This is a genomic window from uncultured Pseudosulfitobacter sp. (assembly GCF_963976325.1).
Classification (GTDB): domain Bacteria; phylum Pseudomonadota; class Alphaproteobacteria; order Rhodobacterales; family Rhodobacteraceae; genus Pseudosulfitobacter.
Genome location: NZ_CAXBJW010000008.1, coordinates 55,553 through 78,975 on the forward strand (window position 1 = coordinate 55,553; position 23,423 = coordinate 78,975).

Consider the following 23,423-nt stretch of genomic DNA (forward strand, 5'->3'; position numbering starts at 1 on the left):
CCCCTACCGCTTCCCCCCGTACCGTGATTTCCCGCCGCGCATGCCGCCACGTCCGCCGGTGCTGCGACCCGATGCCTTTTGTGCGTCGCCGACGGCCTTTTCCACCGCGTATTGCCGCGCCATCGGGTCGTCGGCCACCACCAGATCGACCGCTTCCAGCCGTTTGACCTCGTCGCGCAGACGGGCGGCTTCTTCGAATTCCAGGTTCTCGGCGGCCTTGCGCATGTCGGTGCGCAACCCGTCCAGGACCGCCTGAAGGTTGCCACCTGCCAGCGATTTGTCGATCTTGGCGGTGACGCGGCTTTGGTCGGTGTCGCCCTTGTAAAGACCGGCCAGAATATCCTCGACGTTCTTTTTGACCGTCGCGGGGGTGATCCCGTGTTCCTTGTTGTAGGCCAGTTGCTTGTTGCGGCGGCGTTCGGTTTCGCCCATCGCGCGTTCCATGCTGCCGGTGATGCGGTCGGCGTACATGATGACCCGCCCGTCGGCGTTGCGCGCGGCACGCCCGATGGTTTGCACCAATGACGTTTCCGACCGCAGGAAACCCTCTTTGTCGGCGTCCAGAATGGCCACCAGCCCGCATTCGGGAATGTCCAGACCCTCGCGCAGCAGGTTGATCCCGATCAGCACGTCAAAGGCGCCCAGCCGCAAATCCCGCAGGATTTCAATGCGTTCGATGGTGTCGATGTCGCTGTGCATATAACGCACGCGAATGCCCTGTTCGTGCATGTATTCGGTCAGGTCTTCGGCCATGCGCTTGGTCAGCGTGGTGCACAGGGTGCGCATGCCGGCGGCGGCGACCTTGCGCACCTCGTCCAGCAGATCGTCGACCTGCATGTCGACGGGGCGGATTTCGATGATCGGATCGACAAGGCCGGTGGGGCGGATCACCTGTTCGGTGAACACGCCGCCGGTTTGCTCGATCTCCCACGCGGCGGGGGTGGCGCTGACGAAGACCGATTGCGGGCGCATGGCGTCCCATTCCTCGAACTTCAGCGGGCGGTTGTCCATGCACGACGGCAGCCGGAACCCGTGTTCGGCCAGCGTGAATTTGCGCCGATAGTCGCCTTTGTACATGCCGCCGATCTGCGGCACGCTGACGTGGCTTTCGTCGGCAAAGACGATGGCGTTGTCTGGGATGAACTCGAACAGGGTGGGGGGCGGCTCGCCCGGGGCGCGGCCTGTCAGATAACGCGAATAGTTTTCGATGCCGTTGCACACACCGGTCGCTTCCAGCATTTCCAGATCGAAATTCGTGCGCTGTTCCAGCCGCTGCGCTTCCAGCAGTTTGCCGTCGCCGACAAGCTGGTCCAGCCGCATCCGCAGCTCTTTCTTGATGCCGATGATGGCCTGCGACATCGTCGGTTTCGGCGTCACGTAGTGGCTGTTGGCGTAGACGCGGATTTGATTCATCGTAGCGGTTTTTTCGCCGGTCAGCGGGTCGAATTCCGTGATGCTTTCCAGTTCCTCGCCAAAGAACGACAGCCGCCATGCGCGGTCATCAAGGTGGGCGGGAAAGATTTCCAGCGCATCGCCACGCACGCGGAACGCCCCGCGAAAGAACGCCTGATCGTTGCGTTTGTACTGCTGCGCCACCAGATCGGCGATCACCTGACGCTGGTCGTACATCTGCCCGACCTTCAGATCCTGCGTCATCGCGCCATAGGTTTCGACCGAGCCGATGCCGTAGATGCACGACACCGAGGCCACGATAATCACATCGTCACGCTCCAACAGCGCCCGCGTGGCCGAGTGGCGCATGCGGTCGATCTGTTCGTTGATCTGGCTTTCTTTCTCGATGAACGTGTCGGACCGCGCCACGTAGGCTTCGGGCTGATAATAGTCGTAATAGCTGACGAAATATTCGACGGCGTTGTCGGGAAAGAATCCCTTGAATTCGCCGTAGAGCTGCGCCGCCAGTGTCTTGTTCGGGGCCAGAATGATCGCGGGACGCTGCGTTTCTTCGATCACGCGGGCCATGGTGAACGTCTTGCCCGTGCCGGTGGCACCCAACAGCACCTGATTGTGCTCGCCTGACAGAACGCCCTCGGTCAGTTCCTTGATCGCCGTCGGCTGGTCGCCCGCCGCTTCAAACTCGGTTTGCAGGCGAAACCGCTGGCCGCCCTCAAGCTTGGGGCGGTTCTTTACGTCCGGCGCAGGGTTCGACAGCACCGGCGGCGAAGAGTCGGAGTGGGCGTAGGGCATGGCAGTCTCGCTTTCATCCCCCAACTTGGTCCGTTTCATCGCGGACGCAAGGGGGGGCAGGGGGCGATACTGTCAGAAACTGTCAGCAGAGCGCAGGGCAGGCTGCGATCCGGCCGAGACGGCTTAGTGGCAATGCACCGGTTGCGACCCGCCGTGGCAGCATTTGCCCGGAGGAGACGATTTGCGACATCCGCCGCTGTGCGCGATGATCGTTTGATCGGGGCGTGACACCTGTTCACCCTGCGTCCGCGCCATGGCCGGAGTGCAAAGCGCCGAAGCGGTGCAGAATGCAAAAACTGTAAGAAATTTCATCAATTTGGTCCGTATATAAAAAGGTTACCAAATTGTTAACGCACGGCTGGTCTGGTGCGTCAACCCGTCTGGCGAGAGTGGGGGTGCCGGAATACACCCTATAGCGGTGACCTCAGGTCTGGCGCGATGGTCTGTCATGGGTTAACCTTTTGGACATATTTTACGGATCAATCTTATGCGCCTGATTTCACTGACCCTTGCCGCCCTGACTTTGGCCACCAGCGCCTTGGCCCAAGTGCCCGATGGCTATTGCACTGTCGTGCTGTCGTCGCGCCCGACGCTGGCACAGGCCGCTGACGATGTGCGCGCCCGCTGGTCCGACCGCGACACAACGGTCTACCTGTCGCAAAACGGCTGGTATGCGATCACCGCCCAAGTGGTGCGCAAGGACCGTGCCGACACGGTGCTGGCCCAAGGCAAGGCGTCGGGTCGTCTGCCCGATGACGCGCTGTGTTCGGCCGGCAAAAGCTATACCCGCGTCGCGGCACGGTTCGATGCGGCAGCCACCGGCGACAACATCATCTGGCAGGCCGTGGACCCGTCGCGCATGGGCACGCAGGACAAGCGGTTCATCCAGCTCGCGTTGGCCTTTCAGGGCGACTACAACGGCTTGCTGGACGGCGACTGGGGCAAGCGCAGCCAGCAGGCGCTGGAAGCCTATGCGTTTCGGGAAAGCGGGCAGGCGCCGGCCAACTGGCACTTGTCGGGGTTGGCATTCGATCTGGTCGAGGAAATAGACCGCGGCGGCTGGCAGATGTACTACAACGCGCTGCTGGGCATGAGCTATCTGTTCCCCACCGCACAGTCGGAAGAGGCGGGTTCGGACAGCAACTTTAACAACTGGGAACACACCGCCAGCAGCCTGCGCTATTCGTTTACCACCAGCGATCAGGACCGCGCCCAGAAAATCCACGACTTCGTCTACGGCGAGGCCGCAGCCGGGTCCGATCCCTATTCCCTGCGCAAGGACGATTTCGCCATCACGGCGGTGCAAAAGGCGAATGGCCGTCACCTCTATGCCCGCTCGCATTACTTGCGCGGGCAATGGTCCACCGTGGTGCTGTCTGCCGATGACCGCGACGTGCATCTGGTGCGCGCCGTCACCGCGTCGATGCAAGAGGGGCAGGCCACCCCGATCCGCTTTCAGCAGGGCGGATTTCTGGATCGCAACATTCAGGCGACGTTGGATTTCATCGACCGGCAGGATCAGGAAAACCCGCCTGTTGCTGCGCCCTCGGCCCCTGTGGCCAGTGCCAGCGGTGGCGACAGCGTCAACCGCCCGCGTGCAGCGGCCCAGCCCGACACGACACCTGCCCCCGTCACGCGCCCCGAACCAAAACGCAGCGCCAGCAGCTCGGGCACCGGCATTGTCGTACGCTCGGACGGGCTGGTGCTGACCAACGCCCACGTGGTTGACGGCTGCACCGACCTGCGCATTGACGGGCGCCCCGCGACCCTGCGCAATGTCTCGGACACCTATGACCTGGCGCTGCTGTCGATCGACGCGGCCAAGGCGTTGCCCTACGCGGCGTTCGCCCCCGAAGCGGCGGGCCTGAATTCGGACGTGACCGTGCTGGGCTATCCGCTCAGCGGTCTATTGGGCGGGCTGAACGTAACGCGCGGCGCGGTTTCTGCGGTGACGGGCCTGAGCGGCGATTCCATCACTATGCAGATCACCGCCCCCGTGCAGCCCGGCAATTCGGGCGGACCCGTCGTGGATGACAAGGGGCAGGTTGTGGGCGTCGTGGTGTCGAAACTGGACGCGCAGCGGCTGGCCGAACGCATCGGCGACATCCCCCAGAACGTCAACTTTGCCATTCGGGGCGGTGTCGCCAAACGCTATCTGCGGATGAACGGCGTGCGTCACACCGAACGGTCGGGGGCCCAGCCGCTGTCGCCGGTGACGCTGGCCGAAACCGCCAAGGCCTTCACAACCTTTATCGAATGCGACTGAAGCGGCTGCGCCCCCCGCGTCAAAACGCATCTTGCCCCACGGGGCGAAATTGCCGATATATCACCCTGTAACTTCAGGAGCCTGTCCATGCGCGCACGAATCTACCAACCCGCCAAAACCGCCATGTCGTCAGGCACAGCGCGCACCAAGGGCTGGGTGCTGGATTTTGTCCCCGCCACCGCACGCACGGTTGACCCGTTGATGGGCTGGACGTCGTCTGACGACACCCAGGCACAGGTCCGCCTGCGCTTTGACACCCGCGAACAGGCCGAAGATTACGCCCGCGAAAACGGTATCGACGCGGTGGTTCAGGACCCCAACAAACGCAAAGCCAACATCCGCCCCGGCGGCTACGGCGACAACTTTGCCACCAACCGGCGTGGTGTGTGGACCCACTGAGGGTGTAAATCGGGTTAAAGTTGTCTCGGAATCGGGGCAAAGATTTCGCGAAGCCTTAAGTTGAACGATACACAGGGCGCCCAATGGGCGCCTTTTCCATATGTTGATGCGGTGCCGCCGATGGCCAGCAAGGCATTTAATAAAGCCAACCTGATGACTCTCGACCGCCAGGTTCTGGCCGAGTTACTGCTGGAAGCGGTTAAAGGTGATGCCGCGCGCCAGCGTCGGGTGCGCGAGCCTGCCGCCGGAGTGCGCCGCAAATAACGGCACTCTCGCGGCTCTGTAAAAAAACCGGTGGAACTCTGTTCCCTTGCTGTCAGTTCCGTGCCACGCTCAAGCTGAAATCGTGTTCACGGAACAAGGGAATACGCACTATGGTCGATTTGGCGCATATAGATACTCTTACCTGTTTCAGATCCGACGTGCGCGACTATGCGATGCCGGAGCATGCGCATGAAGACCATGCGATGCTGTTGATCCCACTTGCCAGCACAATGACAGTCATAGATGCCGAGAAGGGTTTGAAACGGGCGCTTGAGCCGAAATTTTTTTACTTTGTGGACGCCGGTATTCCTCACCGGACCGAGGCGAACCGGGCGAAGCAGGAGCATATAACCTTCTACCTAAATTCAGAGTGGCTGGCGCATCTGCACCAAACAATGGGTGCCCGCCATGCGCACCGCGCCGGGATCTGGCGGATGAACGAAGATGTGGTCGATCTTTGCCGGATCATCCGACGCCGCAGCCAGGGCGGAAGGCTCTCGTCGGGGGAGGTGCATTCCTTCGGGCAGTTGTTTGCGCAGGAATGTATCTTTCAAATCGAGGCACAGGAGCCTGCGGCTGTCGGACATCCGCGTGATCACGGCTCTGAAATCGTGGACGCAGCGCTGGATGTGATGCAGGAGAGCCTTGAAACGGGCATCAGCCCCGAAGCGTTGGCCGAGATGCTGGGCGTGTCTCGCAGGCATTTGTCGCGGCTGTTTCGCGAAAGGACCGGAAGGTCCATCGCCGGCGCACTGCGCGAGCTGCGCCTGATCCGGGCGCGGGAGCTATTGCGGGACACGCACTGGACGATCCTTCAGGTCGCCATGATGTGCGGGATCGAGAATGCTTCCCAGTTTTCGATCGCTTTCAAGTACCGCTTTGATCAGACGCCTTCGCAATTTCGTGCGGCGCAACGCTAGGAAAGAACCGAACCGCAAAGCAATTTGGCCGGTGCTGCAAAACCCACGCGCCGGAAACCTCCTAAGGTCGAGCCATAACAAGGAGGTAAAAATGATGTATTCATTCAGAATGTTGGGTGCCGTGGTCAGCACGCTTGTGCTCGCCGGACCTGGGGCAGCCCAGAACCTGACGCTTGCGACAGGGGCAACCGGTGGGTCCTACTATCCTATCGGTGTGCAAATCTCGACAATCGTGACCGAAGAGCTGGCTGACGAGGGCCTGCGGCTCTCTCCCATTTCCACCGGAGGCTCGGCAGAGAACGTCGACCTGATCGACACAGGCGAGGCCCAAATGGCGATCCTTATGGGGCTCTATGGCCGCGATGGCTATATGGGAACCGGGGTCAGAGAAGGGCGGCCCAAGGTTGAAAAACTGCGTTCGATCGCCTCGCTTTGGCAAAACGTCGAACAGTTCGTCGTGCGCAAGAGCAAGATCAAGTCGGGCGACATGTCTGACATGAGCGCCTTCGGAAGCCAGTTCGTCATCGGACCTCGGAACTCGGGGACCGAAGGGGCGAGCCGGCTGCTGCTGAACGCGAACGGGATCAACCCTGATGAAGCCTTCTCGGTTCTGCACATGAAATATGATGTGGCCGCCGAAGCCTTTCAGAACGGGCGCGTGGACGGGATGTATGCCAGTTCGGGTGTGCCAACGCCGTCGATTGCGCAAGCCTATGTGACCTCTGGCGAGGATGTAACGCATCTCAATATCACCGATGAACAAATGGCCAAGGTCAATGCGATTGCCGGGGACATGTTTACCCGGTTCACGATCCCCGCAGGAACCTACCAAGGGCAGACGGAGCCGATCCAGACAATCAAGGAACCGAACCTGCTGGCGGTCAGTGCCGATGTGTCCGAGGAAACCGTCTACCAGATCACCCGGCTGATCTTCGCGAACCTCGAACGGTAGCACCAATCGTCCTCGGTCGCCAAGGAGATTCAGCTCGAAACGGCCCTGGATGGGCTGCCGGTGCCGCTGCACCCCGGAGCGATACGGTTCTATGAAGAACGCGGGATAGCCATCCCCGACCGGCTCCGCCCATAACACCATCTGCCCGCCGGACCGCATATGGACTGCCGCCACGGTGGTCCATGTGTTCCGGCCCAAAGGACCGCTCTCATGACCGACATCATCCAAAAGACCCGGCGGAAATCGCCGGCCGTGATGCTGTGGAGCCTTGCCGCGCTTGCGGCGATCGCACTGCACGTCACCTGCATCCTGTTCGTGCCCGTGGCCGACACATTCCTGAATGCCTGGCACCTTTCGGCGGTGATGGCGCTCGGGTTCTCCGCTCCTTTGGTTTTTGCCAACAAGCAACGTAACCGAGTACAAAATGCCCTAGACCTTGCGCTGGCCTGTGCGGGATTTGTGACCGGTATCTATTTCATTCTCAACGAAGCGGCTGTGTTTGAACGCCATTACCTGACGGTGACCGATCAGGTGATCGCTTTGGCGGCGGTTCTGCTTGTGCTGGAACTCACGCGTCGTGCCGTCGGATGGCTCATCCCGGGGATTGCGGTCATTGCCATCGCTTACGTGCTCTGGCTTGGTCCGTTGTTCGACGGGATGTTCTGGTTCGGTGGTCTTTCGGCCTACCGCATGGCTTTCCGGGTGTTTTGGCAGGACGGTGCGTTGCTGGGCCCCACTGTAACGATCTCGGCCACAATCATTTTCATGTTTGTCCTGCTAAGCTCGCTGATGCGCTTTGCGGGGGCGACGGATTTCATCATTTCAGGCACCATGCGCCTGATGCGACGGATCCCCGGAGGTTCGGCCCATGTCGCGGTGTTGTCGAGCGCTGCGATGGGCACAGTCAGCGGAAGCGCTATCGCCAATGTTACCGGTACCGGCACCATCACGATCCCGTTGATGAAGAAGGCTGGGCTAAGCCGGGAACTGGCGGGCGGTGTCGAGGCGGCGGCATCCACCGGCTCACAGCTTGCGCCACCAATCATGGGCGCGGGCATTTTCATCATGTCGGACTGGATCGGCGTGCCTTACACAGAACTTGTCCTGATCTCGATCATTCCGGCGCTGCTGTTTTTCTTCTCTATCTCCTTCAACATTCACCTCGAACTGAAAAAGGCCGGGCTGCTGAAACCGGTGCTGGAAGAGGATCTTCCAAAGCCCGTCGGAAAGGCCCAGGGGCTGGCCTTTCTAGGGCCAATCCTTCTGTTGATCTTCCTGCTGACGATCGGATACTCGCCGGTTTACTCAGCCGCGTGGACTTGCGGCGCCGTGATCCTTTGCAGCTTTTTCACGCCAAATCCGCTCGGGCCGTCGCGTTGGCTTGATATCGCGCGGGACACAATGCAGACATTGCTGCCGACCGCGACCGTGCTGATCTGCGCTGGTCTGATCGTCGTCTGCCTTGAAACTTCCGGGCTGGTGGTGGCAATGGCACAGTCCCTGAATGCACTAGGACACGGTCAGCCGTTGCTGATCCTTGTGCTTCTGGCTGTTATTTCGTTGTTCCTCGGGATGGGGCTGCCGGTTACGGCCTCTTACATCGTCGTTGCAAGCTTTGGCGCGGCAGCGCTGACAAGCCTCGGCATCCCGCCAGTTGCGGCGCATATGGCGATCTTCTGGCTCAGCCAAGACAGTGTGCTGACCCCGCCTGTCTGCCTCGCCGCCTATGCTGCTGCGGGCATTTCCGGGGGGAACCCGGCCAAGACAGGCTTTAAAGCCATGCTGCTCGGAAAGGGGCTTTATCTGATGCCGGTGATGTTTGTCTTCCACGGTCTGCTGTTCGATCAGGGCGTAGGGATGGCCATTCAGGCAACCCTGGTGGGAACGGTTGCCATCGCGGTATTCGCAATCGGTGTTGTCGGAATAGCCTTCGCGCCGCTGCGTCTTCTTGAGCGGCTGACCATGGGTTTATCTGCAATCCTGTTGCTCTGGCCCGCGTTGACGCTGCAACTCGTCGGGGCGGTTATCGCGACCCTCTTCCTTGTGTTGAACTACGCCCGGTTGCGGGCCTCCAAACGAACGGAACAGACAGTATGACTTCCCGCATGAGCTTCCCCTTAGAGCACGCCGAATTTCAGATGGTGCGTGTTTTCCCGGACGGTCCGAACGGAGGAAACCCGGCCCCAATCGGTCTTGGCGTTGACGGCATGTCGGGCGAGGATCTGCGCGCCGTCGCGGTGAAATACGGCCACGAGTGCGGATTTGTCATGGCCACGACGCGTCAGGACGCTGACTTTCGCATGCGGTATTTCGTTCCAAATCACGAAATGGAAATGTGCGGCCATGCGACAGTCGGCGCGCTCTGGCTGATGCGGCTACGCGGATACCTTGCCCCGGGGTCGTACACCATCGAAACGCTCAGTGGTCTGGTGGAGGCTGAGGTTCCAGAAGCGAAGGATATCACGATCAGTCAGCCACAGGGCTCTACGGCCGTCTTGACGCGAGAGCAAAGCGCGGAGGTTCTGAAGGTGCTGGGCCTAGAAGAGACAGATCTTGCCGCCGCCGAAATCCTGAATGCCAGCACCAGCCGAGTGAAGACCTTGGTGCCAGTGCGCTCCGTCGCCCGGCTGCATGAAATACATCCGGATTTCGACCGAATGGCAGCAGTCTGTTCGGCCATTGACTCAACCGGCCTCTACCCTTTCGCGGTAGGAAATGCGGGCGAATTCCATGCGCGGCAGTTTCCGCGGGGGTCCGGCTATGCCGAGGACGCAGCGACAGGAATCGCGGCCTCCGCTCTCTCATACGGGCTCCTGCACTATAATCTGGCAAGGCCTCGTTCCGAGGTCACAGTCCGGCAAGGCGAGGCAATGGGCTGCCCTTCACGTATCCAGGTCAGATTGGAGGAGAAGGGCTGCCGACTGAGCGGCTCCTGCATTCTGGATCACAGCCTGACCGTGGTTCCCGCATGAATACCGTGCAGTGCGCCACAGCACGGCTTCAGGCGCAGGGGCTGATCTTGCCGGATGAACCAGAAGCAATGGGGCGTTATGCGGTCTGGCGCCGGGATGGCGACCGCCTTTACACAGCCGGGCTTCTGTCCAGGACGGCGGATGGGGTCATACCCGGTCCGTTCGGACCTGACGACGATCCGCTCCAGGCCGAGGAGGCGGCGCGGGTCTGCGCGCTTCGCGCACTTGCCGTAGCTCAGGCTGCTGTCGGATCTTTGGACCGTGTCGCAGGTGTTGCCGCACTGCGGGGGGTCATTGCCGCCAAACCGGATTTCACCCGGCATTCCCAAGTGCTCGACGCAGCTTCGGAAATCTTCGACTCTATTTTCGGTCCGCAGGTCCGCTGTATTCGCACCGCGGTCGGGGTCTCCAGTCTGCCTGCCGGGGGTGGGGTCGAGATCGAAGTAACCTTCGCTCTGAAATGAACGCACCATCTGCCGGGGAAGACGTCCCTTCCAAGTTAGACCGTGGAATGGTCCGCTATATCAGGGCGCTTTCGCGTATCGCGGGTGACATGCCAACCGCATCGCCGCGCATGCGGCGGGAGGTGGCAGAAAAACAAGCACAGGTGATGCGATCCGAATCCGACCCGCGGCTCGACGCCGACCGCGTGATCTGGATCGACAGTGCGCCGGTCCCGGTCCGAGTGCGGCTGTTTCAGAAACGCGGCGATGGCTGCGGCCCCGCTCTTTTGTTCATGCATGGCGGCGGCTGGGAGATCGGCAGCCCTGAGACCCATTGGGAGCTAACGGCGACATTGGCGATGCGGGCCGGTGTGTCTGTGATCTCGGTCGACTATGCGCTCGCGCCGGAGCACCGCTTTCCAACGGCACATCAGCAGTGCCAATCCGTGCTGCGCTGGATTCTGTCAAACGCGTCAGAACTTAACGTGGATCGGAGCCGGGTGTTTGTGGGCGGCGACAGTGCGGGCGCCAACCTCGCAGCATCCTTAACGCTTTACGCGCGCAACGAGGGTCTTTCGCTGGCCGGACAGATCCTCGCCTATCCGATCTGCGACTTCGACGTGACCCGCCCTTCCTATCGCACTTGGGCGAACGGCCCACTCCTTACTGCGGCGCGAATGCGAAGCTGCATTTCGGCCTATTGCCCCGACCCGCAGGTTCAGAGGACGAACCCCTTCGCGGCGCCCTTGCTGGCATCGAGCCACGCAGGGCTGCCCCCTGCCTATATCGCGCTTGCTGAATTCGATCCGGTACGGGACAGCGGGCTTGCCTATGCCGGAGCCTTGATGCGTTCCGGAGGCGCCGTGACCCTGACAGATGGGACGGGGCTACCGCATGGCTACCTTCGGGCAGGAGCGTATTCCAAGGCTGCGGCGCGCGAGATCGACGCGTTGTGCGATTGGCTCAAGGACATGGGTTCAGCCGTCGCCACGCTCAGTACCGCGCGGTAGTCTGGGAAGTTGGGTCTGAAATAGAACACGGATTGCACGCGACTGGACCCGCAAGGGGGCCGCGATGTCAGCGGACTAGTGCGATCCGGTCAGACGTCCGCGAATGACATAGCCCATGGCGACAAAGAACAGCGCAGCCATCGCATACCACGTCAAAGCATAGACCAGATGGGTGTTGCGGAAGGTCAGGCGGGTCAGACCGCCGCGTGGCCAGTCTGCGCCTGTGGCCTCGGAATCAATGAAATACGCGGTCTGCGCTTGTCGCAGCCCTGCCGCGCGGCTCATCTCGGACAGGTCAGCAGACACCCAACGCCCCGTGTCCGGCTGGTTGCGCTCCAAAAGGGTGCCCCCCGGTTGGTCCAGCCGCACCAGACCGGTCACGCGTTGCTGCCCTTGGGGGCGTTCCCACGCGCCTTGTTCAAGCGTATTTGGCACAAAGCCGCGATTGATCCAGAGTATCATGCCATCCGTCACCAACGGCGTCATGATCCAGTATCCGGGGCCAATCTCGGTCACCGCCTTGATCCGCAGGCTTTGGTCATGCGCAAAAGTACCCGTTGCGAACACCCGCAGATATTCGGGCGCCGCATCCTGCGGGGCAGGGACCGGATCCCCAAAGGCGCGGGTTTGCACGCTTTCGATCAGGTCCAGCTTCCACGCCAGCCGCCGCATCTGCCAGTTGCCCAAAGCGATCATGCTGACAAACATCACGCCTGCCAGCAGCAGGATCGTTGCATCAACCCAGACGGGGCGTCGCGCGGCGTTCACTCCAGCGCGCGCACGCGCTCGATCTGGTCGTGTGCGGGCATCATATTGTTGTTCAGGTGCGTCATCACCCAGATTGACCCGACCAGAACGATCAACAGCAGAATGCCGGTGAACACCAGCGACATGACCTTCCAGCCTTCTTCGGCCTTCACCGTGACGTGCAGGAAATAGACCACATGCACGATGATCTGCACCGCGCCCAGACCAAAGATGATCGTCAGCGCCAGCCAAAGGTGAATGTCGACTTCGCCCAGGACAATCCAGAACGGGATGGCCGTCAGGACAACAGAAAGACCAAAACCGATCAGGTAGGACCGATAGGACCCGTGTGCATCATGCGTGTCGTGCTGTTCGGCGCTCATAGCAACACCCCCGTGAGATAGACAAAGGAAAACACCCCGATCCAGATCAGGTCAAGGAAGTGCCAGAACAGGCTCAGGCACAGAATGCGGCGTTTGTTGTCGTGGTTCAGCCCGTGCTTTTGCACCTGCACCAGCAACACCGCCAGCCAGATCGTACCTGACAAAACGTGCAGCCCGTGGGTGCCGACCAGGAACCAGAACGACGACAGGAACGCGCTTGCGCCCGGTCCGGCCCCCAGATGCCACAGATGGTGGAACTCAAGCACCTCCATCGTCAGAAACCCGATGCCAAAGGCGCCGGTGACCAGCAGCCAGATGGTCATGACCCGTTGCTTGCCCTGCTGCATGTTGATCACGGCAAACCCGTAGGTGATCGACGACAACAGCAGAAAGGCCGTGGCCAACAGGATCTTTTCAATCTCGAACAGGTCCGAAGGCGCGGGGCCTGCGGCATAGTTTGTCCCAAGGACCGCATAGATCGCAAAGAGGATGCCAAAGATCAGGCTATCGCTCATCAGATAGATCCAAAAGCCCAGCATTGTGCCGGTCTCGTGGTGGCCATCGACGTGACTGGCCGGATCGGTGTCGTAAAAGTCGAACCCTTCGGACGGCTCGGGGGGATGGGTTGCTATTGTCATGGCTGTTTACTCCGCCGGAACCACGGGCCTGCGCCCGTTCGCAATCGCGCGGACCTCGTCCGGCTGCAAATAGAAATCACGGTCATAGTCAAAGGTATGGTAGATGCCATAGGCGATCGACCCGATGAAGCCGACCAGCGCCAGCCACCAGATGTGCCAGATCAAGGCAAAGCCCATCACCGTCATCATGCCCGCGATGACAAGGCCGGTCGCCGTGCGTTTTGGCATATGGATCGGCACGTAACCTTCTTGCGGCTCTTCGGCATTGTGGGCCTTCATGTGGTCCCAGGCGTCCAGCGCATAGACGTTCGGCACATGCGAAAAGTTGTAGTAGGGCGGTGGCGACGACGTGGACCATTCCAGTGTCCGTGCGTTCCACGGGTCCCCGTCACAGGCCAGCGCCTCGCGGTTGCGAATGGATACAATGATCTGGATGATAAACGCCACCACACCCACCGCAATCATCGCCACGCCCAACGCGGCAATGCCGAACAGCAGCGCATAGCTGGTGTCCTCGAACTGGCTCAGGCGTCGTGTCACGCCCATCAGGCCAAGGATATACAGCGGCATGAAGGCGAACCAGAATCCACCGACCCAGCCATAAAAGCTGACCAGTCCCCAGAACTTGTTCATGTGGAACCCAAAGGCCTTGGGCCACCAGTAGTTGATCCCGGCAAAGACGCCAAAGACCACACCGCCGATAATCACATTGTGAAAGTGCGCCACCAGAAACAACGAGTTGTGCAGCACATAATCCGCCGGTGGCACCGCCAGCAGCACGCCGGTCATGCCCCCGATGGTAAAGGTGATCATGAATGCAATGACCCACATCATCGGCAGCTCGAACTTGATGCGTCCCTTGTACATGGTGAACAGCCAGTTAAACAGCTTCGCCCCCGTCGGGATCGAAATGATCATCGTCGTGATCCCGAAGAACGAATTCACGTCCGCCCCCGCGCCCATGGTGAAAAAGTGGTGCAGCCAGACCAGATAGCTGAGGATCATGATCACACACAGCGCGTAGACCATCGACGTATAGCCGAACAGGCGCTTGCGCGAGAACGTCGGCACGATTTCCGAGAAGATGCCAAAGATCGGCAGGATCAGGATGTACACCTCTGGGTGGCCCCAGATCCAGATCAGGTTGATGTACATCATCGCGTTGCCGCCCATGTCATTGGTAAAGAAATGGGTGCCCAGATAGCGGTCGGCGGTCAGCAGCGCCAAGGTGGCGGTCAGAACCGGAAAGGATGCGACGATCAGGATGTTGGTCACCAAAGTGGACCAGGTAAAGATCGGCATTTTCATGAATGTCATGCCGGGCGCGCGCATCTTTACGATTGTCACGATCAGGTTGATCCCCGACAGCGTCGTGCCGATCCCTGCAATGTTCAGTGACCACAGGTAATAGTCGACACCGACGCCGGGGCTGAACTCAAGCCCCGACAGCGGCGGAAACGCCAGCCAGCCGGTCGCCGCAAATTCACCCACGAACAGCGACAGCATCACCAGAACCACACCGGAAAACGTCAGCCAGAAGCTGAAGTTGTTCAGGAACGGAAAGGCCACGTCGCGCGCGCCGATTTGCAGCGGCATAACGTAGTTCATGAAACCGGTGATAAACGGCATCGCCACGAAAAAGATCATGATCACGCCATGCGCGGTGAACACTTGGTCATAGTGATAGGGCGGCAAGAATTCGAGAAGCCCAGCCGACGCCAACGCCTGATGAATCCGCATCAGGATCGCATCGGAAAACCCACGGATCAGCATGACGGTGGCCAGCACCATATACATGATACCGATTTTCTTGTGGTCGACCGAGGTGAACCATTCCGTCCACAAATAGCCCCAAAGCCGCTTGTAGGTCAGCCAGCCGACAACCCCGACACCCAGCGCCATGGTGACGATGAAAGTGCCCAGAATAAGCGGGTCATAGAACGGGAAGATGTCCCAGTTCAGCTTGCCCCAGAACCAGTTCACCGGATTGGCGATGTCTGGAAACGTGTGTGCGGTGGTTTCGGTTGCTGTGGCCATGTTCAGTTCCCCGTTGGTACGGACATCTGCGGCGTTTCGGGCGGCAGCAGGTCCATGGCAGTGGTAATTTCTTCGGCGCGGTCCGACAGGTCCGGGCGCAGGATCGCGAACATGCCTTCGGGATTGTCAGCCGAGCAAAGCCCACGATAAAGTTCGCGGTTGTACAGCCCGTCAATGCCGCCCCCACCCAGCGCATCGACCATCATCATGTCGTTCATGCACAGTTTGTCGTCACCGACGCACATGTTCAGGATGCGCGGCCACAGGCCCTCTTGGACCGAGCCGTAGTAATGCACGTCGTCGTCGATGCTGGGCTGTTCCAGTTCAACAAAGGACGCGCGGTCCAACGGCTGTTCCGCACCGGCCACCTCTTTGGTCCAGTCCTCGAAACCCGCCTCGTCCAGCGCCTTGACGTCGAATCGCATCCGCGAGAACCCGGCGCCGTTGTAATGCGAGGCAAAGCCCGCATAGGTGCCGGCATGGTTGATCACCCCGTTCAACTCGGTTTCCATCCCGGCCATCGCATAGATCATGCCCACCATGTCGGGGATGTAAAAGGCGTTCATCACGGTGGTCGATGTCAGCTTGAATTCAACGGGGCGGTCCACGACCACCGCCATCTCGTTCACGGTGGCGATGTTGTATTCGGGGTAGATGAACAGCCATTTCCAATCCATCGCCACCACCTGCACCTGCAACGGCGTCACGTTTTCATCGACGGCCTTGGTGGCGGTGATGCGGGGCAGGTCGCGGTAAGGATCAAGCCGGTGCGTCGCCACCCAGGTCAGTCCGGCCAGGCAGATGATGATCGCCAGCGGCACCGACCAGACGACGATTTCAAGGCTGACCGAGTGGTCCCATTCGGGATCATAGGCCGCGTCTTCGTTGTCGGCGCGATACTTGATCGCAAAAAACACCGTCAGCGCCAGCACCGGAACAATCACGATCAACATCAGAACGGTTGCGTAAATGATCAGGTCGGCTTGCTGCGATGCGACATCTCCGGCCGGGTTCATGACGACCAGATTGCATCCCGACAATGCCAGCGCACCAAGCGCCAGCAAACCGAAACGACCAATCCTGCGATTTGTTCTGGGTTGAAAGAAAGACATCCAAGACCTCTTGTGTGTTTCTTCGGAGGGTGTTCCCCTGTGGCAGCTAAATAACACTCGGGGCTGATTTAGACAGCGCGATCGCTGCGGTATTTTGGCACGGCTGCCCCAGGTCGGGCTGCGGTATTTTAGCACGCCTGTCGGAAATTGTGGTGATTTCCATCTTGGCCGCTATCCTAAGAACGACAGCGAAGAAGGGGTTGGACCATGGCGATCGGTAATGCGGCAGGCACGAAAATGGGCAAGGCAAGCGACGTCGATTCGAACACGAGACAGACCGTGCAACTGGATGACGTCATCACCACTGTGGTGATGGCGCGGGTGACGGACTATTTCGGTTTCTTCGTCTTTGCCATCGCCTCGGCCCTTGTTTTTCCTGCGATTTTCTTCCCTTACCTTGAACCCGTGCCCGCAACGCTGGCATCGTTCGCGGTGTTCTCGCTGGCGTTTCTGGCCCGTCCCGTGGCCAGCCTGATTGGCCGCAAACTGGAACCGCGCATCGGCAAACCGGGGAAAATCACGGTGGCCCTGATGCTGCTGGGCACCTCGACCGTCGCCATCGGGTTGCTGCCCGGATACGACCGCATCGGCTGGGTCGCCCCCGCGCTGCTGGCCGTGTTGCGCGTGATTCAGGGGCTGGGACTGGGCGGATCATGGGACGGCATGACGCTTCAGCTTAAATCGGCCGCCCCCAAGGACCGCGACGGTCTTTACAGCATGGTGCCGCAACTGGGCGGGCCCATCGGCTTCTGCGTCGCCGCCGCAATGTTCTACGTGCTGACCGGCTTCCTGACCGAAGAGGAATTCTATCAATACGGCTGGCGGTTCGCGTTCTTTGCGGTGATGGCCGTGAACGTCGTGTCGCTGTTTGCACGGCTTCGGCTGCTGACCACGAATTTCGGCTCGGATGAAGAAACCATGATGAAATCCGCCCCGCTTGGCTTTCTGCTGCGGACCGAATGGCGGTCGATTCTGCTGTCGGCTTTCCTGCCGTTGTCCAGCTATGCATTGCTGCACATGCTGACGGTTTTCCCGATCAGCTACACGCTGCTGTTCACGGACAACGCCATCGACCGGATCATCCTGTGGCAGCTTGTCGGCGGCGCGCTGGCGGTCGGAACCGTGATGTTGTCCGGGGTGCTGGCAGACCGCTATTCCAAACGCGCGGTGATACTGGGGTCCAGCGTGCTGACGCTGCTGCTGTGCCTTAGCATCGGCACGCTGAACGACAATCCGGCGGTCTATATCGTTGCGGGCTTCATCATTTTCGGCCTGTCTTATGGTCAATCCAGCGCCATCGTCCCGGACCGGTTTTCCCCCGATTGCCGCTACTCCGGCTCGGCGCTGTCCACCAACCTGTCGTGGATATTCGGCGCGGCCTTTGCCCCGCTGGTGGGGCTGTTTCTGGCCAGCACCTTCGGGCTGTGGGCTGCGGCGTTGTATCTGGTGTCCGGCGTGCTGGTGACATTGGCCACGCTGTTCATCCTGCGCCGCCAGTTCGACAAGATCTAAGGATCGCGCACCGCGGCCTGACTGCGGGGCACATCGCCTGACCTGCGCCGCCGCCTTGGCGGCGCACGCATGGATTGCATTTGACGCCCCTGTCCAAACCGCCTATCCCTGAGCGCACCAGGGGCGCTGAAAAGCTGAGACGTACCCTTTGAACCTGAACCAGATAATGCTGGCGGAGGGAGGTCGTATGTTTCGCGGATTGCGTTCCTGCTCTCTCTTTTTGCCCGCGCGAAAAAGGAGAGACCATGGCCCCCCAAGATATCCTGACAGCCCTGCGTGACCAGAATCCGCTGGTGCATTGCATCACCAATTACGTCGCCATGAACATCGCCGCAAACGTGGTTCTGGCGGCGGGCGCATCGCCCGCGATGGTCCATGCGCCCGAGGAAATCCCCGAATTCACACCCATCTGTGGCGCGCTGACGGTCAACATCGGCACGCTGTCGTCCGCGTGGTTGGCCAGCATGACCACCGCCGCAACCGTTGCGGGCGCGCACAATATCCCGTGGGTGCTTGATCCGGTGGCGCATTTCATCTCGGACTATCGCAAAGCTGCGGCGCAAGACCTGCTGGCGCTGCGTCCGACGGTCATCCGCGGCAACGCCTCCGAAATACTGGCGCTTGCGGGCGAGGCCGGTGCCGGCAAAGGCGCCGACAGCGGCGACAGTGTGGACGCCGCGCAATCGGCTGCAAACGCGCTGGCGACGCAGTGGGGCGCCGTGGTGGCGGTCACCGGGCCGGTCGATTATGTCACCGACGGCACGCAAACCGCGCAGGTTTCGGGCGGCTCGCCCCTGATGCCCAAAATCACCGCGCTGGGCTGTTCGCAAACCGCACTGATGGGCGCCTATTGCGCCTCTGGTCCTGCGTTTCAGGCCGCCTTGGGCGCCCTTGCGCATTTCAAGGTGGCGGGCAATGCGGCCGCCAAGGTTGCGAACGGTCCGGGCAGTTTCCAGATGCATTTTCTGGATGCCCTGAGGTCGACCCGTCCGCAGGATCTTGCGCAGGTTATCGCGTGATGGCCTTTCACCGCGCCCAATTGCGCCTGTATCTGGTCACCGACCGCGACCTGTGCGCTGCGATGGGGGTGGTCGAAACCGTGACGCGCGCCGTGGCGGGGGGCGTCACCATGGTGCAACTGCGCGACAAGACCGCGACCACAGCACAGCGCATTGAACTGGCCATAGCGCTGAAACAGGCCCTGCATGGCAGGGATGTGCCGCTTGTCATCAACGACGACATCGCCGCTGCCGTCGCCGCAGGGGCCTGTGGCGCGCACATCGGTCAGGGCGACATCGCACCGGCAGCGGCGCGGGCACGGCTGGGGCCGGACAAGATCCTTGGCCTGTCGTGCGAGACGGTGCAAACCGTGCAGGCCGCCGATGCGTCGGTCGTGGACTATCTGGGTCTGGGGCCGGTCTTTGGAACGCCCACAAAAACCGACCACGCACAGCCCATCGGCTTTGACGGGCTGGCGCAGATGGTCGCCGCCTCTGCCTTGCCCACAGTCGCCATCGGCGGGTTGAAATCCGCGCACATCGGCGCAGTGCACGCGGCCAAGGCCGACGGCATGGCCGTTGTCTCGGCCATTTGCGGACAAGCCGATCCTTGCGCTGCCGCCCGTGCCTTTGCTCTTGCGCAAAACGAGTGTGCCCCATGATCCCCAATGTTCTTAGCATCGCGGGGTCCGATCCGTCCGGCGGGGCGGGCATTCAGGCCGACATCAAGGCGATTTCGGCGAACGGTGCCTACGCGATGGCCGTCCTGACCGCCCTGACCGCGCAGAACACCCAAGGGGTCAGCGACATCCACATCGTGCCGCCCGCCTTTGTGCGCAGCCAGATCGAGGCGATTTTTGCCGACATCCGCGTCGATGCGATCAAGATCGGCATGATCGCCACAGCCGAAGGGGCCGCCGCCATCGCGCAGTCATTGGCCGGGCAGGCGGGCATTCCCGTCGTGCTGGACCCGGTGATGATCGCCAAGGGTGGCGCGACCCTGTTGCAACCCGACGCGGTTGCGGCCCTGCGGGACAGGTTGCTGCCGCTGGCCACGGTGCTGACCCCGAACCTGCCCGAGGCGGCGCATTTGCTGGGCGTCGAAGCCGCCACCACGCGCGACGACATGGTGAAGCAGGGCGTGGCGCTGTGCGCGCTGGGGCCGCAGGCCGTGTTGATAAAAGGCGGTCATTTGAGCGGTGCCTCCAGCCCCGATTGTCTGGTCACAGCGCAAGACGTGGTGTGGTTCGACGCCCCCCGCACCCGCACGGCAAACACCCATGGCACGGGCTGCACCCTGTCCTCGGCCCTTGCGGCGCAACTGGCAAGGGGGCTTGGGCCTGCCGACGCCACGCTTGCTGCCAAGACCTATGTCTCGACCGCCGTCGCCCATGCGGGCGATCTGTCCGTGGGCACGGGCCACGGCCCCACCCACCACTTCGCCACGCTTTACGCCAAATAAAAGAGATCCCCCCATGAAATCCGTTATCCTTGCAGGCTTGCTGTCGCTAATCACCGCCCCGCTTTATGCGCAGGATCAGGTTACCCTGATGTTGGACTGGTTTGTGAACCCCGACCACGGCCCTGTCATCATCGCGCAGGAAAAGGGCTACTTTGCCGAACAAAACCTTGAGGTTCAGGTGATCGCCCCCGCCGATCCCTCGGCCCCGCCCAAGATGGTCGCGGCGGGGCAGGCCGACCTTGCGATTTCCTATCAGCCGCAGTTGCACCTGCAAATCCACGAAGGCTTGCCACTGCAACGGGTCGGAACGCTGGTGGCCACACCGCTGAACTGCCTGCTTGTGCTGGACGATGGCCCCATCGCCACCCCCGCCGACCTGAAGGGCCGCAAGGTCGGCTATTCCGTCGGCGGCATTGAAGAGGCGATGTTGGGGCAGATCCTGAAAACCCATGGCCTGTCGCTGGACGACGTCGAATTGATCAACGTCAACTGGTCCATGTCCCCGTCGCTGATGTCGGGACAGGTCGATGCCGTGATCGGCGCGTTTCGCAATTTCGAGCTGAACCAGATGGACATCGAAGGTGTGCCGGGCCGCTGTTTCTACGTCGAGGAAGAAGGCCTGCCGCCCTATGACGAACTGATCTACGTGGCCAACAGGGACACGATGGATGTGGATATGATCCGGCGTTTCCTTGCCGCGACCGAAAAGGCGACCCAGTACATTATCAACCATCCGGTGGAGAGTTGGGAAGTCTTTGCCGCCACCGCACCCGAGCTGAACGACGCGCTGAACTCCGCTGCGTGGACCGACACATTGCCCCGTTTCGCCCTGCGTCCGGCCGCGATGGACGCGGGCCGCTATGCCCGGTTCGAGACGTTCCTGCATGACGCGGGCCTGATCGACGCGCCCTTTGCGGTCGATGCCATCGCCATCGACGTGACCGCGCCATGACCGGCGCAGCTTACGGGGCCGCCTTTGCACAGTGGCGCGACGGGTGCGCGGATCAGTGGCGCGCCTATACCCACCATCCCTTTGTTCAGGGGCTGGGCGACGGGTCGCTGCCACGCCCTGCGTTCCTGCATTATCTTGTACAGGATTACCTGTTTCTTGTACATTTTGCGCGGGCCTGGTCGCTGGGCGTGGTCAAGGCCGAGACCCTTGCCGAAATGCGTGCCTGCGCTGCCACAGTCGACGCGCTGGTCAATCACGAGATGTCCCTGCACGTCAAAATCTGCGCCAAAGCCGACATTGACGAAGCCACGCTGTTCGCCGCCACCGAAGAGATCGAGAACGTCGCCTACACCCGCTATGTGATGGACGCAGGGTTGCAAGGCGATTTCCTTGATCTGATGGCGGCACTGGCCCCCTGTTGTTTCGGCTACGGCGAGATCGGGACGCGGTTGGCGGGCGCAGCCGACGCGCGCACGCCCTACCGGGACTGGATCGAAACCTATGCCGATGCGGACTATCAGCATGTGATGGCTTCGGTCGGGCAGATGATCGACGACGCGGTGCTGCGCCGGTTGGGGCCGGATTTTGCCACCTCGGCACGATGGCCGCAGTTGCAGGCCCGCTTTGCCACGGCCACCCGGTTAGAGGTCGCGTTCTGGGACATGGGGCTGCGCGGCGCGTGACAGGGGCACCGTCCATCCATCTTTGCGGGGCCTGCCATATCGACGGCATACGCTTGTTTTCGTCGATTGATCTGACGTTGCCTACGGGCCAATGGACCTGTCTGCTGGGCCGGTCGGGCGTGGGCAAATCCACGCTGTTGCGCCTGATTGCCGGATCGGCGGGGGCGGGTGATTTCGAGGGACAGATTGCCACTTCGGACGGGCTGCCGCTGGCGGGGCGTGTCAGTGTAATGGCCCAATCGGACATGCTGTTGCCGTGGCTGAGCGTTCTGGAAAACACCGTGCTGGGCGCGCGCCTGCGCGGTCAAACGCCTGACCTGCACAAGGCGCGCGACCTGCTGGCCTGCGTCGGGCTGTCGGACCATGCGGGCAAGACGCCGCAGGCGCTGTCCGGCGGGATGCGCCAGCGCACGGCACTGGCCCGCACGTTGATGGAAGACCGGCCCGTTGTCCTGCTGGACGAGCCGTTTTCGGCGCTGGATGCCGGCACGCGCGCCGATATGCAGGACCTTGCCGCCCGGTTGCTGAAGGACAAGACGATCCTGTTGGTGACCCATGATCCGGCCGAGGCTGTCCGGCTGGGGCATCAGATCATCGTGCTGTCCCCCGAGGCCGCGACCCCTTGGGCGCTGCCATCATGTCCGCCGGTCCGCGATCAATACGCGCCGGACACTGTTGCCTGTCAGGCCGCACTGCTGGCGTATCTCAGGGGCGCGGAATGATACGCCTGCGCTATGCTTTGGCAGCGGCTGGCCTCGCGCTGTTGCTGTGGCAGGGGATTGTGTGGATCACCGCTGTGCCGCCGTTCATCTTGCCGTCGCCCTTGCGGGTGGGGCAGGCGGCCTGGGCCAACCGGATGCTGATCGCTGAAAACGCCTGGGTGACCGCAAGCGAGGTTGTCATCGCCCTGATCATCGGCACCATAGCGGGCGCGCTGACGGCCATCCTGCTGGCGGCATCCCAGCGTCTGCACCGTCTGGTGATGCCTGTTCTGGTCTTTACCCAAGCGGTGCCGGTGTTTGCGCTGGCGCCGGTGCTGACACTTTGGTTCGGTTACGGGATCGCGTCCAAGGTCGTGATGGCCGTGCTGATCATCTATTTTCCGGTCACATCCGCGTTCTACGACGGGCTGACACGGGTGCCTGCGGGGGTTCTGGACATGGCCCGTATCATGGGCGGCACGCGCTGGCAGGTGATGCGCCGGATCAAGATCCCCCATGCCCTGCCGTCCTTGGGCACCGGGCTGAAACTGGCCGCTGTCTATGCCCCTATCGGTGCTGTCATCGGTGAATGGGTCGGTGCGTCCAAGGGGCTGGGATACCTGATGCTGCTGGCCAACGGGCGCGCCAAGACGGACCTGATGTTCGCCAGCCTGTTTGCGCTTGCCATCATGACGTTGCTTTTGCATGTGGCCGTGACCAAGGCATCGGACCGCCTGAGCGCCGACTGATGGTGTGGCCCGACCGGG

The 23,423-nt window shown here is 61.4% G+C and carries 22 protein-coding genes, 1 pseudogene and 1 riboswitch; of the genes and pseudogenes, 17 read left to right on the top strand and 6 right to left on the bottom strand.

Features of this window, described 5'->3' with window-relative positions:
• Positions 1 to 3: 3 nt before the first annotated feature.
• Positions 4 to 2,205, bottom strand: a complete 2,202-nt coding sequence (uvrB, locus tag AAC077_RS16160) for an excinuclease ABC subunit UvrB (RefSeq protein WP_339771696.1) — start codon at positions 2,203 to 2,205, stop codon at positions 4 to 6.
• Between the two features lie 487 nt (positions 2,206 to 2,692).
• Here uvrB and AAC077_RS16165 point away from each other — a divergent pair, with 487 nt between their 5' ends.
• From AAC077_RS16165 to AAC077_RS16205, 9 genes and pseudogenes are all read left to right on the top strand, one after another.
• Positions 2,693 to 4,471: a serine protease gene (locus AAC077_RS16165; RefSeq protein ID WP_339771581.1), complete on the top strand. Its 1,779-nt coding sequence runs from the start codon at positions 2,693 to 2,695 to the stop codon at positions 4,469 to 4,471.
• An 87-nt stretch (positions 4,472 to 4,558) separates the two neighbouring features.
• The gene (locus tag AAC077_RS16170) at positions 4,559 to 4,870 is read left to right on the top strand and encodes an ETC complex I subunit (RefSeq protein WP_339771584.1); all 312 of its coding nucleotides are present in this window, start codon (positions 4,559 to 4,561) and stop codon (positions 4,868 to 4,870) included.
• A gap of 60 nt (positions 4,871 to 4,930) precedes the next feature.
• Positions 4,931 to 5,134, top strand: coding sequence for a DUF6880 family protein (locus tag AAC077_RS16175; RefSeq protein ID WP_339771586.1), 204 nt, complete (start codon positions 4,931 to 4,933; stop codon positions 5,132 to 5,134).
• 110 nt (positions 5,135 to 5,244) lie between these two features.
• Positions 5,245 to 6,054 (top strand): helix-turn-helix transcriptional regulator, encoded by an 810-nt coding sequence (locus AAC077_RS16180; RefSeq protein WP_339771588.1) that lies wholly within the window; start codon positions 5,245 to 5,247, stop codon positions 6,052 to 6,054.
• Between the two features lie 109 nt (positions 6,055 to 6,163).
• A pseudogene (locus AAC077_RS16185) lies at positions 6,164 to 7,141 on the top strand (TAXI family TRAP transporter solute-binding subunit).
• Between the two features lie 75 nt (positions 7,142 to 7,216).
• Positions 7,217 to 9,103, top strand: a complete 1,887-nt coding sequence (locus tag AAC077_RS16190) for a TRAP transporter fused permease subunit (protein WP_339771590.1) — start codon at positions 7,217 to 7,219, stop codon at positions 9,101 to 9,103.
• A gap of 8 nt (positions 9,104 to 9,111) precedes the next feature.
• Entirely contained in the window at positions 9,112 to 9,978 is an 867-nt protein-coding gene (locus AAC077_RS16195; RefSeq protein ID WP_339771592.1) for a PhzF family phenazine biosynthesis protein, read from the top strand.
• The gene (locus AAC077_RS16200) at positions 9,975 to 10,442 is read left to right on the top strand and encodes a RidA family protein (protein ID WP_339771594.1); all 468 of its coding nucleotides are present in this window, start codon (positions 9,975 to 9,977) and stop codon (positions 10,440 to 10,442) included. The genes AAC077_RS16195 and AAC077_RS16200 overlap by 4 nt, the downstream gene beginning before the upstream one ends.
• 47 nt (positions 10,443 to 10,489) lie before the next feature.
• Positions 10,490 to 11,431: an alpha/beta hydrolase gene (locus tag AAC077_RS16205; RefSeq protein ID WP_339771596.1), complete on the top strand. Its 942-nt coding sequence runs from the start codon at positions 10,490 to 10,492 to the stop codon at positions 11,429 to 11,431.
• 75 nt (positions 11,432 to 11,506) lie between these two features.
• On the opposite strand, the gene AAC077_RS16210 is transcribed toward AAC077_RS16205, so the two are convergent.
• From AAC077_RS16210 to cyoA, 5 genes are read right to left on the bottom strand one after another with little or no spacing between them, the layout of a single operon-like run.
• The gene (locus tag AAC077_RS16210; RefSeq protein ID WP_339771598.1) at positions 11,507 to 12,199 is read right to left on the bottom strand and encodes an SURF1 family protein; all 693 of its coding nucleotides are present in this window, start codon (positions 12,197 to 12,199) and stop codon (positions 11,507 to 11,509) included.
• The gene (gene cyoD / locus AAC077_RS16215) at positions 12,196 to 12,561 is read right to left on the bottom strand and encodes a cytochrome o ubiquinol oxidase subunit IV (protein WP_339771601.1); all 366 of its coding nucleotides are present in this window, start codon (positions 12,559 to 12,561) and stop codon (positions 12,196 to 12,198) included. Before cyoD ends, AAC077_RS16210 begins: the two co-directional genes overlap by 4 nt.
• Positions 12,558 to 13,199, bottom strand: coding sequence for a cytochrome o ubiquinol oxidase subunit III (gene cyoC, locus AAC077_RS16220; protein ID WP_339771604.1), 642 nt, complete (start codon positions 13,197 to 13,199; stop codon positions 12,558 to 12,560). Before cyoC ends, cyoD begins: the two co-directional genes overlap by 4 nt.
• A 6-nt stretch (positions 13,200 to 13,205) precedes the next feature.
• A complete protein-coding gene (cyoB, locus tag AAC077_RS16225) occupies positions 13,206 to 15,236 on the bottom strand; it encodes a cytochrome o ubiquinol oxidase subunit I (RefSeq protein WP_339771610.1) in 2,031 nt (676 codons plus the stop codon).
• A 2-nt stretch (positions 15,237 to 15,238) separates the two neighbouring features.
• The gene (cyoA, locus tag AAC077_RS16230; RefSeq protein ID WP_339771612.1) at positions 15,239 to 16,348 is read right to left on the bottom strand and encodes a ubiquinol oxidase subunit II; all 1,110 of its coding nucleotides are present in this window, start codon (positions 16,346 to 16,348) and stop codon (positions 15,239 to 15,241) included.
• A gap of 207 nt (positions 16,349 to 16,555) precedes the next feature.
• Here cyoA and AAC077_RS16235 point away from each other — a divergent pair, with 207 nt between their 5' ends.
• The 8 genes from AAC077_RS16235 (at position 16,556) to AAC077_RS16270 (ending at position 23,405) form a co-directional block, all read left to right on the top strand.
• Positions 16,556 to 17,860 (top strand): MFS transporter, encoded by a 1,305-nt coding sequence (locus AAC077_RS16235; RefSeq protein ID WP_339771615.1) that lies wholly within the window; start codon positions 16,556 to 16,558, stop codon positions 17,858 to 17,860.
• A gap of 109 nt (positions 17,861 to 17,969) precedes the next feature.
• Positions 17,970 to 18,058: riboswitch (TPP riboswitch) on the top strand.
• A 47-nt stretch (positions 18,059 to 18,105) separates the two neighbouring features.
• On the top strand, positions 18,106 to 18,879 hold the full coding sequence (thiM, locus tag AAC077_RS16240) for a hydroxyethylthiazole kinase (RefSeq protein ID WP_339771617.1): 774 nt from the start codon (positions 18,106 to 18,108) through the stop codon (positions 18,877 to 18,879).
• Complete coding sequence (gene thiE / locus AAC077_RS16245; protein ID WP_339771620.1) at positions 18,879 to 19,520, top strand: thiamine phosphate synthase; 642 nt, start codon at positions 18,879 to 18,881, stop codon at positions 19,518 to 19,520. The genes thiM and thiE overlap by 1 nt, the downstream gene beginning before the upstream one ends.
• Positions 19,517 to 20,320 (top strand): bifunctional hydroxymethylpyrimidine kinase/phosphomethylpyrimidine kinase, encoded by an 804-nt coding sequence (gene thiD, locus AAC077_RS16250; RefSeq protein ID WP_339771622.1) that lies wholly within the window; start codon positions 19,517 to 19,519, stop codon positions 20,318 to 20,320. Before thiE ends, thiD begins: the two co-directional genes overlap by 4 nt.
• Positions 20,321 to 20,333: 13 nt before the next feature.
• Entirely contained in the window at positions 20,334 to 21,272 is a 939-nt protein-coding gene (locus AAC077_RS16255) for an ABC transporter substrate-binding protein (RefSeq protein WP_339771624.1), read from the top strand.
• Complete coding sequence (gene tenA / locus AAC077_RS16260; RefSeq protein WP_339771627.1) at positions 21,269 to 21,955, top strand: thiaminase II; 687 nt, start codon at positions 21,269 to 21,271, stop codon at positions 21,953 to 21,955. The genes AAC077_RS16255 and tenA overlap by 4 nt, the downstream gene beginning before the upstream one ends.
• Before the next feature lie 53 nt (positions 21,956 to 22,008).
• Positions 22,009 to 22,677 carry an ABC transporter ATP-binding protein gene (locus AAC077_RS16265; protein WP_339771630.1) on the top strand — a complete coding sequence of 223 codons (669 nt, stop codon included), beginning with the start codon at positions 22,009 to 22,011 and terminating at the stop codon, positions 22,675 to 22,677.
• Complete coding sequence (locus tag AAC077_RS16270) at positions 22,674 to 23,405, top strand: ABC transporter permease (protein ID WP_339771632.1); 732 nt, start codon at positions 22,674 to 22,676, stop codon at positions 23,403 to 23,405. The genes AAC077_RS16265 and AAC077_RS16270 overlap by 4 nt, the downstream gene beginning before the upstream one ends.
• Positions 23,406 to 23,423: the final 18 nt, after the last annotated feature.